The organism is Shimia marina (assembly GCF_001458175.1).
Classification (GTDB): Bacteria; Pseudomonadota; Alphaproteobacteria; order Rhodobacterales; family Rhodobacteraceae; genus Shimia; species Shimia marina.
The window spans coordinates 192873-210172 of sequence record NZ_CYPW01000006.1; the positions used below are offsets into that span (position 1 = coordinate 192873).

Below are 17300 nucleotides of genomic sequence, written 5' to 3' on the forward strand. Positions count from 1 at the left end.
CGTTGTGAGTGACACTTTTAACCATCCGATCGCCTATCTGACAGGGGAATACCCCCGCGCCACGGATACTTTCATCCAGCGTGAAGTGGCGGAATTACGGGCACGAGGCCATCAGGTGGAAACCTGTTCGGTGCGCCGCACAGGTGCGGAGCATCTGGTCGGGGAAGAACAAAAGATCGAAGCCAAAAACACCTTCTATATTCTTGCGGCGGCGAAATCTCCGGTCACATTGATAAGCGCAATTTTGGGCGCATTGCTGCGACGTCCGGGTGGTTTTTTGCGCGCGCTGCTGTTGGCGCTGCGCGTGGCACCACCGGGGCTGCGCAACCATCTGTATCAACTGTTTTACTTTGCCGAAGCAGCGGTGTTGGCGGCGCATCTGCGCAAGAGGGGCGTGCGTCATCTGCACAATCACATCGCAAAATCCTCCTGTACGGTGGCGATGCTGACCAGTGAGCTTTCCGGCATTCCCTTTAGTTTTACGTTGCATGGGCCTGATATTTTCTTTGCGCCGGACCATTGGCGGCTCGATGAGAAGATCGCACGGGCCAGATTTGTGGCCTGTATCAGCCAGTTCTGCCGCTCGCAGGCGATGGCGTTCTGCGATCCCAAACACTGGGGCAAGCTGCATATCGTGCACTGTGGTGTGGATCCTCTGCGTTATGATGGCGGGGATGATCCGGTGGACACCAACCTGCTGTTTGTTGGGCGGCTGGCACCGGTAAAAGGTCTGCCGATTCTGCTGCGGGCGCTGGAACCTCTGACCCGCCAATTCCCCGACATCCGTTTGACGGTTGTGGGGGACGGGCCCGGGCGCACAGCGCTGGAACATCAGGTGGAGACTTCGGGGCTTGCGGAACATGTGCGCTTTGTGGGTTATAAATCCCAAACCGAAGTGGCCGAGGCGCTGAAAGCGGCGGATCTGTTTGTCTTGCCAAGCTTTGCCGAAGGCGTGCCGGTGGTGCTGATGGAGGCGATGGCGGCACGTCGCCCGGTGGTGGCAACACAGATTGCAGGCATTCCCGAACTGGTGGCGGATGGCGGCGCGGGCCTGCTGGTGCCACCCGGCGATGTTGCGGCCCTCAGCGCAGCGATTAGCAAAATCCTTGCCAACCCGGCGCGGGCCACAGCCATGGGCATCGCAGGCCGCGCCAAAGTCGAAGCGGCCTTTGACATCACCAAGGAAGCGGCGCGGCTTTCAGATCTGTTTCAAGGTCAGCGCCCATGAGCCCAGAAAGCCGCGCCGTGACCGCCATTGTGATTGGCCGCAACGAAGGCAAGCGGCTGGTGGCCTGTCTGGCGTCGCTGCAAAAGCAGGGCGTGGAGATGGTCTATGTGGACAGCGGCAGCTGGGACAATTCTGTGGCGGAAGCGCGCAAGGTTGGCGCGCTGGTGGTGGAGTTGGACAACAGCGCGCCCTTCACCGCCGCCCGCGCACGACAGGCCGGGTTTGACGCCTTGGCACAGACCGACGATCTGCCGAAATTTGTGCAGTTTGTGGATGGCGATTGTGTGGTGGTGGACGGCTGGATTGCAGCCGGGCTGGCCGCGCTTCAGGCTGCGCCGCGCCTTGGGCTGATCACCGGCTGGCGCGCGGAGCTCTATCCCGAACGTAGCGTTTACAATGCCCTGTGTGATTTTGAATGGCATCGCCCCGCCGGGGAGATCGTCACATGTGGCGGTGACATGATGGTGCGCAGTGCCGCTTTTCAGCAGGCGGGCGGGTTTGATGCCACCGTCATCGCCGCAGAGGATGACGAATTCTGTGTACGTCTGGCCAAAGCAGGCTGGCAGCTGCGCCGCCTGCCACAGGAAATGACCCGCCATGACGCGGCCATGCTGCGCTTTGGTCAATGGTGGCAACGGGCCTTGCGCACCGGACATGGCTTTGCGCAGGTGGGCTGGATGCACCCGCCCTATTTTCGCAAGGAACAACTGCGGGGACTGATCTACGGGGGGATCCTGCCGCTGCTGGCGCTTTATGGGCTGTGTGACAATATTTTGATCCTGATCGCGGTGATGGCGGCCTATGCCATCAATTACAGCCGCACCAAATCCGGCCTTATCACCGAAGGTCTGCCGCATTGGGAAGCGCGCCGCCATGCGCGGCTGTTAACCCTTTCCAAACTGCCAAATGTGATGGGTATGTTTCTGTTTCACTGGCGTCGCCTGCGTGGCCGGGCGATGCGTATTATCGAGTATAAATGACCATGACAGCCTTTGCCCAAGACCGCCCGATCCGCGCTGCCCTTCTGGGAGCTGGCTATATTGCCGACTGGCATGCCGCTGCAATCGCCGCCACACCGGGCGTAGAGCTTGTTGCGGTTTGTGATCAATCCGCAGCGGCGGCAGAAGCGCTTTCGCAGAGCTACGGGATCACCGCTTATCATGATCTGGAGAAGATGCTGACCGCTGGTGTGGCGGATGCGGTGCATATCGTGACGCCGCCCGGCACCCACCGCGCGCTGGCGGAGACGTGTCTGCGGGCCGGACATCATGTGCTGGTGGAAAAACCTGTGGCTTTGTCAGGGGATGAAACCGCCGAGATCAGCCAGATCGCCACAGAAACGGGGCGGGTGTTTGCCGCCGGGCATAACTTCATGGGCACGCCGGGGTATCAACGCCTGAAGACCCGTCTGGAGGCCGGCGAAATTGGCCGGATCGCCGCCGCAGAGATCAACTGGCATTTCCCGATGATGCCGCTGCGCTCCGGGCCCTTTGGGCTCTGGCTTCTGGCGGAGCCCAAGAACATGCTTCTGGAGCTGGGCCCACATCTTTTTGCCTTTGCGGTGGATCTGTTTGGCCCCCTGACGGTGGACCATGTGAGCCTGTCCAAACCCGTTGCCATTCCCGGAGACACCACGCGGCCACAGGGCTGGCGCATTCTGGCCTCTGCGGGGGATGTTTCTGTTACGCTCAATTTGTCGCTGGTGGAAACCATGGACGATCGATCGGTGACGCTGCATGGGTCCACCGCGACGGCGCGGTATGACTATGCCCATGACGTGTTGACGGTGGATGGTGAGAACGCCGCCGATATTGTGGCCAACCCCTTCCTGCGCCAGATGAGCCTGGCGGGGCAGCATCTGCGCGAAGGCGTGGTGAACGGCGCGCGTCAGCTTGTGTCGCTCAATCGCAAATCGCCTTATGGTCTGTCTTTTGCCGGGCTGAGCCGGGCCTTTTACAGCGCGATCCGCTCTGGGCGCCCGCTGGATGCCCGATTTTCCGGCGACGCCGCGACAGAGGTCATGCGCGCCATTGATGCGGCCATTGCGCTCATGCCCAAAGCCGCGAAAAAGCCCAAACCCGCCAGCCGCGCCAAACCCAAGCCCAGCGTTCTGATCATCGGCGGTACGGGATTTATCGGGCGTACATTAACCCGCGCATGGGTGGCCAAAGGCCGCGACGTGCGGGTGCTGTCACGCGGCACCAGCGGCCCCTTTGATGACATTGCCGATAACGTGCAACTGACCAGTGCCAGCCTGCGGGATCCCGATCAGTTGACCCATGCGCTGGAGGGTATTGAGATTGTCTACCACCTTGGCAAATCCATGGATGCCACATGGGAGGCCGCGCTCAAAAACGATGTGGCGGTGACAGAGACCATTGCCCGCGCCGCCAATGCCGCCGGTGTCAAACGCTTCATATACACAGGCACCATCGCCAGCTATGACATGTCCGACCCGCATGTGACGATTTCGGAAGCCACAGGCTTTGACGCCGATATGAGCGCGCGCAACATCTATGCCCGCTCCAAGGCCGAATGTGAGGCGCGTCTGCTGGAGATGTACCGCCAGGACGATCTCCCATTGGTGATTGCCCGCCCCGGCATCGTAGTGGGCCATGGCGGGCCGTTGCAGCATTGGGGCATCGGGCGCTGGCATGGCGCAGGGGCTGTGCGGATCTGGGGCAAGGGGCATCACGGACTGCCCTTTGTGCTTAATGAGGATGTGGTAGAAGCCTTGATCCTGATGGCGGAAAATGACGCCGCGCTGGGGGAAAGCTTCAACCTTGTTGGCGGCCCAAAGCTGTCTGCGCGGGATTATTTTGACGCCATCCACGCGCGTCTTGGTGCGCGCATCAAGGTCAAATCCGGAAATCTGGTCGCCTTTTATGCCTCCGCCAGCGTCAAATACCTGCTGAAAAAACATGTGTTGCGGCGCGGTGGGTTGAGCAACCCGTCTCTGTCGGATTGGAAAAGCCGCGCGCATTTCTCGCCGTTTGACAACAGGCTGCCCACAGAGCTGCTTGGATGGCAGCCGGAAACCCGCCGGGATGTCTTTCTGACCAAAGCGATTGATGAGGCCAATCTGCTGGGCTTTTGAGGACAGCCGCCCTATCTCCGCAATGGTGCCTTTCTTTTGTCGGCATTCCCTTGTTTACTTGTGTCAAACAGCCCCAGAGCAGAACAACAGACATCCGCCATGAGCACAGACACCCCGCAGGATATGGATCTTTCCGAGCCACAGGGCGCGCAGGAGGCACGCCTGCCTGCGCTGCATGACCCGGAGGCGTTCTGGGAGAACCTCAAACCTGCCGCCATCAGCGAGTCGGCTTTGGTGGACAATCATCTGATCAGCGTGACCCGCGCGCACCCTGCACATACGGCGTTTGATATGCTGCGCACACGTCTGTTGCAGGCCCTGAATGAAAAGGACTGGACTCGCGTGGCGGTCACCGCCCCCACGCGCGGCTGTGGCAGCAGTTTTGTCACCGCCAATCTGGCGCTGGCCGTGGCGCGGCTGGAAACTGTGCGCACCGTGATGCTGGATATGGATCTGCGCGCACCCAGTCTGCATGACATGCTGGGGGTGCCCGCGACGGACAGTATGGCCGACTATCTCAGTGGTGTCATCGCGCCGGAAAACTTTGTTCAGAAGGTGCGCCCAAATCTTGCCCTCGCCCTCAATGATACAGCCAGCGACACGTCAGCAGAGCTGTTTCAGAATGACATCACGGCCGAGGTTCTGGAAGAACTCGAAGAGGCGCTTTGTCCGGAGCTGATGCTGTTTGACATGCCTCCGGCACTGGAATTTGACGATGTGCTCGGATTTCTGCCCAATGTGGATGCGGTGCTGGTGGTGGCCGGTGGAGGCGTTTCCACTGCGGAAGACATCACCAAGGTGGAGCAGATCCTGTCTGAGGTGAAACCCATACTGGGTGTGATGCTCAATAAAGCTGACGGGCCTGTCTCTTACTAAGTTTAGGCGCAGATGGGGTGCAACCGTGTGGGCCAGCCTGTCACTGCCCCATCAACAGGCGACGCCAGCGCCGATCCAGCTCCCGCTTTTCCGCGCCGGTTTTTGGGCCCAGTACAAACAGGGTCTCTCGCTGGTCCATCGGCAAGGCCAAGCGCATGATTTTCTCCTGAACGTCGCCCCGGCTGTTGTCCAGATTCTGAGCGGCCAAATTGGCCAAAGCGTAAGAGGCAATTTCGGGGGCCACACTCTTGGACATGAAATAGTTCATCACATCTTCTGCATTTTTCCGCGCATTCTTGCCAGCCGGAGCAACAACCGTATCCGCCCACATGACCCCGCCTTCTTTCGGAACCGTGTAGCGATAGGGGACGTCAAAACCGTATATTTCTGGCGCAATCCCCGTGCTGCTCCAGGTGAGCGCCACACAGATTTGCCCACGTTTGAACTGTGCATATTGATTGCCCGTGACCGTGGTCACATAGGGCATAATCGCGGACAAGGTCTCAAAAGCCGCGTCGAGATCTGCGCTGGACATGGAGTTGGGATCCCGCCCCAGATAGTGTAGCGCCGTGGCCACCACCTCCTGCACCGAATCCACGATGGAAATGCCGCACTCGCTGAGCGCTGCCGCATTTTGCGGTTCAAACAATAGTTCCCAGCTGTCCATAGGCGTATCGGGCAGACGTCTTTCTATCTCAGCTTTGTCCAGCGCCAGACCCGTGGAGCCCCACATGACAGGCAGGGCATAGTCCAGCACCCCCGGCGCCGCTGCACGGATCTTCTCAGTCAGCCACGTATTGGCCGCGTAAGATGAGGTAAAATTAAACAGAGACAAGTCCTGCAAAGCGCCCATTTTTGCCATCCGCGGAACGGCCTCTACAGGTAAGATCGCCAGATCATACCCCGTCCAACCGGATGCCAGACGCGCCTCAGCTTCGTCGGCGACAGAAAAGCTGTCTACGATCAGTTTGATCCCGCGTTCGCGCTCAAAGCCGACAATCACCTCTGGTGGGATCGTGGCCTGCCACGTGTAAAACCAGACGTCAGTGTCCTCTGTCTGCGCACGTAGAGCGGTCGAGAAGACTCCACATAATCCAAGAAGCAACATCAAGGTGGGCGGTTTGATCATACGCATCGCCGCACCTGTTCATCATCTTGTGTATCTTCCGGCCAATGCCGTAGAAGTTCGCGAACCAGAGCTTTACGATTGATCGGTTTTTGCAAATATCCGTTCATGCCAGCAGCCACACAATGGCCTTCATATTCGCTAAGAGCATTGGCCGATAACCCAATAATCGGCAGGCCAGCTGTATCCGCACAGTCAGGCTCATCTCGAATGGCGCGCGTGGCCTGCACTCCGTCCATCTTGGGCATCCGCACATCCATGAGAATGAGATCTGGCCCCCAACTGCGTGCCTCTGCAACAGCTTCAACGCCATTGGAGACCGTTTTGACCTCACACCCGAGGTTTTGCAGCAACTTCTGCGCCACCAGCTGATTGACCCTGTTGTCATCCGCGACCAAAACCCGCTTTTCGAAGTGACAGGGCCGCAGGTTGAGTGGGCGCTCTGGCGCAGATTTCGCCGTCTCAACCGGGAAAGTGATACTGAAAACCGACCCTTCGTTCTGCATGCTGTCGACATGCACACGCCCTTGCATGGCTTCTGTCAGACGCTTCACGATGGCAAGGCCAAGACCAGTTCCGCCAAACTGTGTCGTGGTAGACGCATCCGCCTGTTCAAACTGCCCAAAGATGCGCCCCAAAGCCTCCGGTGCGATGCCGATGCCCTGATCTTTGACAGAGAGCCGGACAAGGCGCCGTGCACCTGCGCGATCTTCGACATTTTCCAGATAAATCGAAACCGTCCCATTTTCAGTGAATTTGACGGCATTTCCCACCAGATTGGTCAACACCTGACGTACCGCATTGGGCGCTCCGTGCACATGCCAGTCAGAGGTCGCCTGTTGTGGCAAGACTTCCAAGGTCACAGCGCGTTTTTTCGCCTGCCCTGAGAAAAGTTCCGCCACTTCGGTACACATCTCCTGTAAATTGAAGTCTTTGTACTCGAGCACCATTTTTCCGGCTTCAAACTTAGCAAGATCCAATACATCGTTGATCAGCTGCAGCAGGGACTGCCCACTGGTGGAGATCATGGACACCATCCGCTCCTGTTCATCGTCCAGCTTGGTCTCTGCAAGCACGTCGGCAAGCCCTAGCACCCCGTTCAAAGGGGTGCGGATTTCATGGCTCATGGTGGCCAAGAACATCGATTTGGACTCAGAAGCCGCCTCGGCGGCCTTTCGACTGCGGTGAATTTCACTCTGTGCCCCAATCACGTAGCGCTCCATCGGGAGGAAGACAAACCGCGCCGCAACGCCCCCCCCTAACAAGGTGATCAAAAGCGCGCCAACACCATACAGCAACTGGCGATCTGCAGCCTGCTCGCCCGCGTCCATTTCGACCTGACGGATCCGATTGAAAATTGGCAAAAGCCGCACAGACAAATCCGCCGCGAGACTGGCCGCACGTTCAATATTCAGATCCGAATTGCGTGGGTCCACAACGACCTCGGCCATAAACAGAATTTCTTCAAGTTCCCAAAGCGGATTGAACGTCTCTCGCGTCAAAATTCTCTGCGCATCGGGGGCAAAGCCGATCAGAGCATCAGGCGTCGAGATCCGATCCAGAGCCACCTGTGCCGAGTGCGCCGCGCGCCGCACCTGCCCGCGTGAGGACACCACGCGCCTGTTGCCTTCGGTTTCCTTGAGTTCATAGAACGCCAGAGACAATTCAGACAGAGACAGTAGGACCATATCAATGCTGGAGGTGTTCTCTGTTCGAGTGGCCACGTTTTCACGCCCTATAAAGGCCACCGACATCGCCGTGATGGATGCCAGAAGAACAATGCCAAGAGCAATGCCGCTGCGCAGGCGGAGATATTTTCGAGTGATGCGCAGTTCTGCCATAGCCGTTCTGGTCACGTGCCAAAGAAATGTGAATACTCAATTGCTTGGCAGTAGGTGGTTAAGGATGTCTTAACCAAAAGCGGCAGACGTCATCACAAAGCGAAAAAAATACATTTGTATCGAAAAAAATCACTTTGTGATGACAATTTCCCCAATGGCTGCGCGAGGAAAATTTCACAAAACAATCAATAGTTTATTCCTGTTTGCAATACTGCTTAGCCCGAAAAGCGGGCGATCAGGTTTCGCGATCCCCCAGTCTGCGCGTGAGTTTTGCCGCCGCCAGGTAGAGCAGAACAGAGAGCACACCCAGTGTCAGCATGGCCGCAAACATCAGATCGGTTTTGGCGCGTCCATTGGACATGATCATCAGCGCCCCGAGTCCACGCGACGCCCCGACCCACTCGCCGATGACGGCCCCAATCGGTGCATAAACTGCTGCCAATCGCACACCTGCCCCCAGATTGGGCAAGGCCGCGGGCACACGGATCTGCCACAGGATCCGGCTGGGGCTGGCCTGCATGGTTTTGGCGAGATCCAGATAGCCCGGTGGGGTGCGCATCAACCCGTCAAAAAAGGCAGAGGTCACCGGGAAATAGATGATCAGAACGGCCATGGCGATTTTCGACCATAGACCAAAGCCCAGCCAAAGCGTCAGGATGGGGGCCAAGGCAAACACCGGCAAAGCCTGTGTGAAGACCAGAATGGGCTGTATCAAGGTGCGGGCAGTCTTGGAGGTGGCCAGTTGCAATGCGGTGGCAATGCCCAGCGTTGTGCCGATGGCCATGCCCAGCAAAATTTCCTGCAACGTCACAAGGGTGTGCTCAGCAATCACCAGCCGGTTGGTCCACCACGCCTCTGCCACGAGGGCGGGCCCCGGAAGAATGAACTTCTGCACGCCTGTTGCGGTGACGATGCTCTGCCAGACGACAAGCGCAAAGATTGTGGCGGCAAAGGGAGGCCAGACCTTCATGCAACCTGCTCCATCAGAAGTTTCAGCAAAGCCGACTGACAGGTCAGCGTGTCAAGCGCCTCCACAGCCCGGGGCACGGACGATTGGGGCGGGGTCACGGCCTGCAGCTGTGTCGCGGTCATGACGTGGATGGCATGGCCCAATCGCGCGGCCTCTCCGGGATCATGGGTCACCATCATCACGGTGCGGCCCTCCAACAGTTCTACCGCCAGATCCTGCATCGCGGCACGGGTCTGCGCATCCAGCGCAGAAAAGGGTTCATCCAACAGAATGATCGGCTTGTCTTCCATCAGGGTCCGCGCCAGGGCCACGCGCTGACGTTGACCGCCGGAGAGTTCTGTCGGTTTCTTGTGGCGGTGATCCTGAAGACCACAGCGGTCAAGCAAATGTTCCAGCCGCGCCGCATCGCCGGTCTGCCCACGCAACCGCGCGCCCAGCGTGATGTTTTTCTCCACCGACGCCCAGGGCAGCAGCAGGTCACTTTGCGCCATATAGGCGATACGCTCTGCCACAGGCAGCTCATCGGTGGCCGCAATAGTGCCGTCGAACGCCGCACCCGTTGGCAGATCGGCCAGAAGGCGCAGCACCGTTGTTTTGCCCACACCGGAACCGCCCAACAGGCAGGTCCAGCGCCCGGCATCCAATGTCAGCGACAGCGGCGCAAACAGCTGCCGTCCCTCGATTGTGGCGGAGCCTTTCAGGGTGATGCCGGGCGCCATGCTCATGGGGTCAGACCCATCTGCCAGAAGCTGACTTCCAGTTCCGTGGCCTTGCGGAATTTGTCACAGAGGGTCGCAAACCGCGGGCTGTTGGCATAGTCTTTGCCCAGTCGACGCTCCAGCGCGCTGTCGAGCAATTGACCAACGGCGGCGCAATCGCCCTGAAAGCCCTCACCGGCGTAGGTGCCAATCCAATCCGCGTAGGTCTCAGAGGATTTCTCTGCGCCCAGACGTGCGCCGATTTCGCCGTAGCCCATCACACAGGGGGCCAGCGCCGCCAGCAGATCCAGCAGATCACCGGAATAGCCCGCTTCGAGCACAAAGCGTGTGTAGGCCAGATTTTCAGGCCGCTCCGGTGTGGCGAACAAGTCTTCCTGCGGGATGCCTGCCGCCTCACAGATACCAACATGAAGCTGCATCTCTTCGGCCACCAGCGCGTTGACCGTGGCGACAGCGGCGAGCATTTCCTCATGGGTTTCCGATTTCACCACCGCCAACGCCCAGGCGCGGGAGAAATGGATCAGAAACACATAGTCCTGACGCAGATAGTGCAGGAAAGACTCGCGGGGCAGTGACCCATCTTTCAGCCCTTCGACAAAGGCATGGCGGGTGTAAGCCCCCCATGCCTCCCCGGCGGCTTCGCGCATCAGCGAAAAGGCCCGGCCATAGTCTGGCGTGCTCATTGTGCGGTCACATCAATGGTAATATCAGACACGGGTTTGATGCTGTCGGTCATGCCGCTGTCTTTGAGGAATTCCTCAAACCGTGCATACCGCCCTGCGTCAAAGCCGGCAGGGCGCAGTGCGAAACGCGGCAGCGTGTCGACCCAAGCGCGTTTGTTCAGCTCGTCCTGAAGCTCCGAAGAGGTGGCAGAGAAGATTTCCCAGCTTTTGACCGGATTGTTCACAATGTACTGCGTGGCTTTCTCTGTGGCGGCAAGGAAACGCGCGACTTTGTCGGCATCCATGGTGTCTGGATTGGCCACATAGATCAGCTCATCATAAGAGGGCACGCCCTCCTCTTCGATGTAAAAGCAGGTGCCCGGCGCGCCTTCGATATCCATCTGGTTGAGTTCAAAGTTGCGATAGGCACCGATCACGGCAGAGACCTGACCGGACATGACTGATGGGCCAAGCGAGAAGTTGACATTCACCAGCTCAACATCGGCCAGATCCACGCCATATTTGCCCAACACCGCGCCCAGCACAGCCTCTTCCACACCGGCCACAGAATAGCCGATCTTCTTACCCTTGAGATCCGCAGGGGTTTTGATTGGGCCGTCTTTCATCACCAGAAGACAGTTGAGCGGAGTGGCCACCAATGTGCCCACGCGCTTCAGTGGCAGACCTTCATGCACCTGCAGGTGCAGGCTCGGCTGATACGACACGGCCAGATCGGCCTGACCAGCAGCCACAAGGCGCGGCGGCATGGACGGATCCGCAGGCGGCACAATTTCCACCTCAAGGCCCTGCTCTGCGAAGTAACCATTCTCTTCAGCCACGATGATCGGGCCGTGGTCGGGGTTGACGAACCAGTCCAGCAGAAGGGTCATTTTGTCGGCGGCCATGGCCGGGGCGGCGGCAAAAATGGCCGCGGCGGTGATCAGGTGCTTCATGTGGTTTCCTCTCATCCTAAGAAGCGGAAGCCGCGACGAGGACAATCTCGCCGGGCCAGATATCATGGGTGGTTTCTGCGGCACGCCAGGCCCGCAGGCCCGTTGCACAACACAGCGCCAGCCGCCCCTCGGCCACTGGCAACATGTCTTTGAGATCGGCAGGCGCAATCCGCAACGCCGACGGGTGGGCCGGGATCGGTGCCTCCTGCGTATCGCGCAACTCAACAATCGTGTCGCTGGCCCCCAGCGTCTGCGGTGCCACAAAGGCAAAAGCCTGTTCAGGCTCTGGCGCGGCGTCAAAGCGGAAGGCTGCGCTGCGCATGGTTTTGGCGTCGAACTGCACCATCTGTCCCAGCGGGCTTGGGGTCTGCCCCATCAAGCAAGCCAATGCCATCTGCGCCTGCATGGCCCCGATGATGGCCACCACAGGGCCCATCACACCCGCGGTTGCGCAGCTTGCGGCATTCTGCGGAGCCTCCGGAAACAGGGCGCGCAACGAAGGAGCCCCACCACAAACGCCCGCCACATAGCCAGACAATCCCAGCGCGGAGGCGGTGATCAAAGGGATGTTCTTTGCCAGACAGAGATCGCTTAGGCTGTAGCTGACGGCATAGCTGTCGGCGCAATCCATCACCAGCGTGACGCCCTCCACGAGGTCCGGTGCGGACGCTGGAGACAGCCGCGCAAACACAGGCACGACCGTGATCTCGCTGTTGAGGGCGCGGCAGCGCGCGGCGGCAACATCAGCTTTGGGCTGGCCCTGATCGGCCTCTGAAAACAGAGTTTGGCGGTGCAGATTGGAAAGCTCTACCCGATCCCCGTCCACGATGGTGATGCGGCCCACGCCTGCCCCGGCCAGAAGCGGCAAGGCAGGGGCCGCAAGCCCCCCAGCACCAATCACCAGCACATGGGCGTTGGCCAGTTGGGCCTGACCGCTGCTGCCCACTTCGGGCAGGATCATCTGGCGGGCATAGCGGCTCACGCAGAGACCTCCAGCCACTGACGCACGCGCGCCTCAGGGTCCGCATTTAAGGTGATGTCGGTGACCGCAGAGACGATATCTGCGCCCGCCTCATAGACACCGGGCGCACGTTCGACGGACATGCCACCGATGCCCACCAGAGGCACCTCCCCCACGCGGGCTTTCCATTCGGAGACACGTGGCAAGCCCTGTTGGTGCCATTTCATCTTCTTCAGAATGGTGGGGTAGACCGGCCCCAGTGCGACATAATCCGGCTCCATTGCCAGCACGCGTTCCAATTCGTCATCATCATGGGTGGAGACCCCCATCTTAAGCCCCGCCGCGCGAATGGCCTTCAGATCGGCGATGTCCAAATCTTCCTGCCCGAGGTGAATCCAGTCACAGCCTAGGTCAATCGCGGCCTGCCAGTAATCGTTGATCACCAGCACACAATCATGAGCGCGGCACAGCGCCTGCGCTTCGGCGATCTGCGCGCGCACGTGATCCTCAGTGGCGTCCTTGATGCGCAGCTGTACAAGTTTGATGCCCAGCGGCAACATCCGCTTGAGCCAGCTGACATCATCAAAAATCGGGTAGAATTTATGCAGGCTCATGACAGAAAGGCCTTTCCGATCACCGGGGTGGAAGCTTCGGCCATGTCGCGGGCTTCAATGGGATCTGCTTCATGGGCGGCCTGTCCGGCCTCCACGGCGGCCATCATGGCGCGCGCCATCTGCACAGGATCGCCCGCACGTGCCACTGCGGTGTTGAGCAGGACGGCATCAAAGCCCAGCTCCATCGCCGCCGCCGCATGGCTTGGCAGGCCAATGCCTGCATCCACCACCAGCGGCACGTCGGGAAATTCCGCCCGCATGGCCCGCAGGGCATAGATGTTGTTCAGCCCCCGGCCGGAGCCGATGGGCGCACCCCATGGCATCAGAACCTCACAGCCTGCTTCCAGCAGACGCTCGCCCACGATCAGATCTTCGGTCGTGTAGGGGAACACCTCAAAACCGTCCTCTGAGAGGATGCGCGCGGCCTCCACCAGCTGGAACACATCGGGTTGCAAGCTGTCTGTGTGGCCGATCAGCTCCAGCTTGATCCATTTGGTGTCAAACACCTCGCGCGCCATATGGGCCGTGGTCACCGCTTCTTTGACGGTATGACAGCCTGCGGTGTTAGGCAGCACATGCACGCCCAGATCCTCAATCATTTTCCAGAAGGTCTGTCCGGTGCCGCCCGCGCCCTCCCGGCGCAGCGAAACCGTGGCCACCGAAGCCCCAGAGGCCCGGAACGCTTCTTCTAGAATGGCGGGGCTTGGATATTGCGCGGTGCCCAGCATCAGTGGATTGGGCAGGGTGACGCCATAAAACTCTTTGGACATGTCAGCCTCCCTGCATGGGCGCCACAACCTCGATGCGGTCGCCCTCTGTCACTGGGGTTGTGGCCCGCAAGGTGGCCGGTACAAAGACTTCGTTGCATGAGGTCGCCACGCGGCCGGAAAAGCCACACTCCTCCAGCAGCGCGGCCAGCGTGGCAGAGGCCACCTCGCGCGGGGTTCCGTTAAGCACGATCTTCATCGACCATCTCCGAATGTGTGTTGTGAAGGGCCAGATCCGCCACGCCGCGCGCCAAAGCAGGCGCCAGCAGATAGCCGTGACGGTAAAGCCCATTGGCATAAATGGTGCGTCCAAGGCGGCGAATGCGCGGCAGATTGTCCGGAAAGGCGGGGCGCAGATCCACACCGATTTCCAGCACTTCCGCCTCGCCAAAAGCCGGGTTCAGCGCATAGGCCGCGCTCAGAAGTTCCAGCATGGAGCGGGCGGTGATGCGGCTGCTGTCTTCGCTTTCGATCATCGTGGCCCCCAGCATGTAGATGCCCTCGCCACGCGGCACAATGTAGAGCGGCATACGCGGATGCAGAAGCCGCACCGGGCGGGTGATCTCCACATCCGGACAGCGGATCACCAACATTTCGCCTTTCACGCCACGCAGATCATAGAGATATTCGCGCGCTGACAGGCCCCGGCAATCAATGGCATTCTGAAGCCCGGACGGCGCGATGCGCTTGTGGATGGTCACGCCTTTGTCCTTCAGACCCCGATAGAGATCCTGCAAAGCTTTGCGTGGATCCAGATGTGCCTCTTCTTCAAAGAACAGGCCCTGACCAAAGCCATGCAGATCCGGCTCCAGTGCGGCCACACGCGCCCGATCCACTTCAACAAACCCTTCGGTGCGGCGGGCAAAGCGGCGCATATCCGGCAGGTCACGTTTGCTGGCCACCACCAGCGTACCGGCGCGGGTGACCTCCGTATGGGCCGCCCACCAGACGATGGCCTCTTGTCCCAGCCGCAACACCGGCTCTTCGGCGTTTTCATACTCACACCAAGGTGCCAGCATGCCGCCCGCCCACCAGCTACAGCCATGTGGCCCCGGTGGCCCGGCAGGATCATAGATCTCCACCGTCGCGCCGCGCTCGGTCAGTTCCGTGGCCACGGCCAACCCGGCCACGCCCGCCCCTATGACAGAGTAAACCGTCATGCAGGCCAGACCCGGTGGAAATGGTGCAAAGGCCCATGACCCTTGCCGATATTGAGATCATCCGCCGCCGCGATGGCCCCCTGCAGATAGGCATGCGCCTCCCGCACGGCCTCTGGCAAGGTCATCCCTTTCGCCAGACCGGCAGCAACGGAAGAAGACAAGGTGCAACCGGTACCATGGGTGTTTTTGGTGGCACGGCGCGGCGCGGTGAGCTCCAACGCAACGCCTTCAGCGGTGATGAGGTAATCATGACAGATGTCGCCTGCGGCATGGCCCCCTTTCATCAGAACCGCCTGCGCGCCCAGATTACACAGCGCGCGGCCCTGTGCGATCACCTCCGCTTCGTCTTTGGCAAATTCTGTCTCCAGCAGGCGCGCGGCCTCGGGAAGATTTGGGGTGATCACCGTGGCGCGGGGTAGAAGCACTTCCCGCAAGGTGGCCACCGCCGCATCCGCCAGCAAAGCATCGCCGGATTTGGCAATCATCACCGTGTCCAGCACGATGGGGCCTTTGAAGCCCGCCAGTGCATCGGCAACTTCGTGAATGATTTCCGGCGTGGCCAGCATGCCAATCTTGATGGCATCGGCGCCGATGTCAGACAGCACCGCGTCAATTTGTGCCCGCACCACATCCAGCGGCACCGGATGCACCGCCGTCACGGCCTCTGTGTTCTGTGCGGTGATGGCGGTGATCACGCTGGTTCCGAATGTGCCCAATGCGCTGAAGGCTTTCAGATCTGCCTGAATGCCCGCGCCGCCGCCACTGTCGGATCCTGCAATTGTCAAAGCGATATGTGCCAAGGCGATGCCTCCCAGTCAAAGATGGGATTCCGCGCGGCCTAAACGTCATCATTTTACGACACCGTTCCCTCCGCCGGAATTGCCCGGATCAGGTTCGATGGGTTTACGCAACAGCGCCTCTCAGCCCCCTCAAGTGGGACACCCCAACGGTTTGGCCAAGTGATAGACAAGCGCAACCGTAACGTCAATCACAGGGGACCGTGCGTTAGGATCAGAACAAAAAACCCCCGCCATTTCTGGCGAGGGCAGTCGACCATTGGAGTGGTGGTCTTAAAATCAGCGATGCAGATTACTGCTGCAGCTCTTCTGGGGATTTGGTTTCGATGTTCACCCAGTTGTCATCCGCACGGGCGATCAGACCTGGAACATCTTCTTCCCAGCGCTGCTGGATGTCTTTGGACAGGTTCAGGAAGAGTTCGCCATCAACGATTTTCCAGTACTCAGGATCGCCGTCGAATTTGAAGCCCATGGCCGCACCGAAGGCGCAGTAACCGCCATACTGAGGCAGGTAAGCTTCTGGATCTGCGTCAAAAGCCGCTTTATGCTCTTCAGAAGCAAACCGGTAGGTCGCATCGTTGTATACGGAGCTGATCCGGTAGTCGCCTTTGGTTGGGGCACCTTCGGTGAAGTATGCTACTGGGTCATAGCCCTGCATCGCGAGACCTGTGGAGCTTGCGTTCAGCTCAACGCCAGCAGCGATGGAAGATGTGGCAACAGCAAGGGAAAGTGCGGCACCGGTGATCAAAGACTTGAAGACAGACATGGGAGTTCCTTCTCGGTTTTAAATCTCGTTAGGAACCGCTTGGTCCCTAATGAAAATACAATTAGTGTTAGGAACCGAATGGTACAAATCAAATGGATGTGAACTTCATGACAAAGGAAAGCGAGCGGTCTCATGGCCCGACCCAGAGAGTTTGACATTGACCAAGCCATTGACGGTGCCATGGAGATTTTCTGGCGTCAGGGCTTCAAGGCCACCAATATGCCTTATCTGCTGATGGCGATGGGGCTGACGCGCGGCAGCTTCTACAAAGCTTTTGAGGACAAGGAGTCTGTCTACTTCAAAACACTGGAGCATTATGACGAGAAAGTGGTCACCACCACGGTGGCCATGCTGGAGGGCTGTACTGCGGCCAAGGCCAGTGACTGTCTGATGCCCTTGTTCTCGCAAAGTCCGAAATCCGGTTATGGCTGCTTCATCTGCAACGCCATGGTCGAAGTGGCCCCCGAGAATCCCAAAGTGGCCGAAAAGACCCAGGACATGGCACAGCGCCTGAAAACGGCCATCAAAACCGTTCTGGACAAACGCAATGTGGGAAGCTCCTCAGCACAACGTGCCGATTTGGCCGATGTGATCCTGCACCTCTATTTTGGGTTTCAGGCGATGGGCAAATCCGGCTGGCCACATGAAGACTGGTCCGAGCGGCTCAAACGCCTTCTGGAAGAAACCGCGCCTGCCTGATTCAGCACTGAGGTGCGTTCAACAGGTGAGATCGCCTGTGTTTTGAAGCGGCCCGGCGCGCGGG

At 59.4% G+C, this 17300-nt stretch carries 18 protein-coding genes and 1 riboswitch; of the genes, 5 read left to right on the forward strand and 13 right to left on the reverse strand.

The genetic code is table 11. The features are described from left to right. Positions 1-4: 4 nt before the first annotated feature. From SHM7688_RS02785 to SHM7688_RS02800, 4 genes are all read left to right on the forward strand, one after another. The gene (locus SHM7688_RS02785) at positions 5-1228 is read left to right on the forward strand and encodes a glycosyltransferase family 4 protein (protein WP_058238488.1); all 1224 of its coding nucleotides are present in this window, start codon (positions 5-7) and stop codon (positions 1226-1228) included. After that, on the forward strand, positions 1225-2208 hold the full coding sequence (locus tag SHM7688_RS02790) for a glycosyltransferase family 2 protein (protein WP_058238489.1): 984 nt from the start codon (positions 1225-1227) through the stop codon (positions 2206-2208). Before SHM7688_RS02785 ends, SHM7688_RS02790 begins: the two co-directional genes overlap by 4 nt. Beyond that, entirely contained in the window at positions 2205-4325 is a 2121-nt protein-coding gene (locus tag SHM7688_RS20210; RefSeq protein WP_370733020.1) for an NAD-dependent epimerase/dehydratase family protein, read from the forward strand. Before SHM7688_RS02790 ends, SHM7688_RS20210 begins: the two co-directional genes overlap by 4 nt. A gap of 99 nt (positions 4326-4424) precedes the next feature. Further along, complete coding sequence (locus SHM7688_RS02800; RefSeq protein ID WP_058238490.1) at positions 4425-5201, forward strand: P-loop NTPase; 777 nt, start codon at positions 4425-4427, stop codon at positions 5199-5201. Positions 5202-5241: 40 nt separating this feature from the next. On the opposite strand, the gene SHM7688_RS02805 is transcribed toward SHM7688_RS02800, so the two are convergent. The 13 genes from SHM7688_RS02805 to SHM7688_RS02865 form a co-directional block, all read right to left on the reverse strand. Further along, entirely contained in the window at positions 5242-6336 is a 1095-nt protein-coding gene (locus SHM7688_RS02805; protein WP_083498883.1) for an extracellular solute-binding protein, read from the reverse strand. Continuing rightward, complete coding sequence (locus SHM7688_RS02810) at positions 6327-8168, reverse strand: ATP-binding protein (RefSeq protein ID WP_058238492.1); 1842 nt, start codon at positions 8166-8168, stop codon at positions 6327-6329. Before SHM7688_RS02810 ends, SHM7688_RS02805 begins: the two co-directional genes overlap by 10 nt. Before the next feature lie 235 nt (positions 8169-8403). After that, positions 8404-9138, reverse strand: coding sequence for an ABC transporter permease (locus SHM7688_RS02815; RefSeq protein ID WP_058238493.1), 735 nt, complete (start codon positions 9136-9138; stop codon positions 8404-8406). Further along, positions 9135-9863: an ABC transporter ATP-binding protein gene (locus tag SHM7688_RS02820; RefSeq protein WP_058238494.1), complete on the reverse strand. Its 729-nt coding sequence runs from the start codon at positions 9861-9863 to the stop codon at positions 9135-9137. The genes SHM7688_RS02815 and SHM7688_RS02820 overlap by 4 nt, the downstream gene beginning before the upstream one ends. Beyond that, positions 9860-10540: a thiaminase II gene (gene tenA / locus SHM7688_RS02825; RefSeq protein WP_058238495.1), complete on the reverse strand. Its 681-nt coding sequence runs from the start codon at positions 10538-10540 to the stop codon at positions 9860-9862. Before tenA ends, SHM7688_RS02820 begins: the two co-directional genes overlap by 4 nt. After that, on the reverse strand, positions 10537-11472 hold the full coding sequence (locus SHM7688_RS02830; RefSeq protein ID WP_058238496.1) for an ABC transporter substrate-binding protein: 936 nt from the start codon (positions 11470-11472) through the stop codon (positions 10537-10539). The genes tenA and SHM7688_RS02830 overlap by 4 nt, the downstream gene beginning before the upstream one ends. 16 nt (positions 11473-11488) lie before the next feature. Then, on the reverse strand, positions 11489-12454 hold the full coding sequence (locus SHM7688_RS02835; RefSeq protein WP_083498885.1) for a HesA/MoeB/ThiF family protein: 966 nt from the start codon (positions 12452-12454) through the stop codon (positions 11489-11491). Further along, positions 12451-13047 carry a thiamine phosphate synthase gene (locus tag SHM7688_RS02840; protein ID WP_058238498.1) on the reverse strand — a complete coding sequence of 199 codons (597 nt, stop codon included), beginning with the start codon at positions 13045-13047 and terminating at the stop codon, positions 12451-12453. Before SHM7688_RS02840 ends, SHM7688_RS02835 begins: the two co-directional genes overlap by 4 nt. After that, complete coding sequence (locus SHM7688_RS02845; protein WP_058238499.1) at positions 13044-13817, reverse strand: thiazole synthase; 774 nt, start codon at positions 13815-13817, stop codon at positions 13044-13046. The genes SHM7688_RS02840 and SHM7688_RS02845 overlap by 4 nt, the downstream gene beginning before the upstream one ends. Position 13818: 1 nt before the next feature. Next, the gene (gene thiS, locus SHM7688_RS02850) at positions 13819-14013 is read right to left on the reverse strand and encodes a sulfur carrier protein ThiS (RefSeq protein WP_058238500.1); all 195 of its coding nucleotides are present in this window, start codon (positions 14011-14013) and stop codon (positions 13819-13821) included. Next, a complete protein-coding gene (locus tag SHM7688_RS02855) occupies positions 13997-14974 on the reverse strand; it encodes an FAD-dependent oxidoreductase (protein ID WP_058238501.1) in 978 nt (325 codons plus the stop codon). Before SHM7688_RS02855 ends, thiS begins: the two co-directional genes overlap by 17 nt. Beyond that, positions 14971-15774 carry a bifunctional hydroxymethylpyrimidine kinase/phosphomethylpyrimidine kinase gene (gene thiD, locus SHM7688_RS02860; protein ID WP_058238502.1) on the reverse strand — a complete coding sequence of 268 codons (804 nt, stop codon included), beginning with the start codon at positions 15772-15774 and terminating at the stop codon, positions 14971-14973. Before thiD ends, SHM7688_RS02855 begins: the two co-directional genes overlap by 4 nt. 48 nt (positions 15775-15822) lie before the next feature. Beyond that, positions 15823-15930, reverse strand: a riboswitch (TPP riboswitch). A 133-nt stretch (positions 15931-16063) separates the two neighbouring features. Then, positions 16064-16537 (reverse strand): YHS domain-containing (seleno)protein, encoded by a 474-nt coding sequence (locus SHM7688_RS02865; protein ID WP_058238503.1) that lies wholly within the window; start codon positions 16535-16537, stop codon positions 16064-16066. A gap of 132 nt (positions 16538-16669) precedes the next feature. Here SHM7688_RS02865 and SHM7688_RS02870 point away from each other — a divergent pair, with 132 nt between their 5' ends. Then, the gene (locus SHM7688_RS02870) at positions 16670-17236 is read left to right on the forward strand and encodes a TetR/AcrR family transcriptional regulator (RefSeq protein WP_058238504.1); all 567 of its coding nucleotides are present in this window, start codon (positions 16670-16672) and stop codon (positions 17234-17236) included. Positions 17237-17300 lie beyond the last annotated feature (64 nt).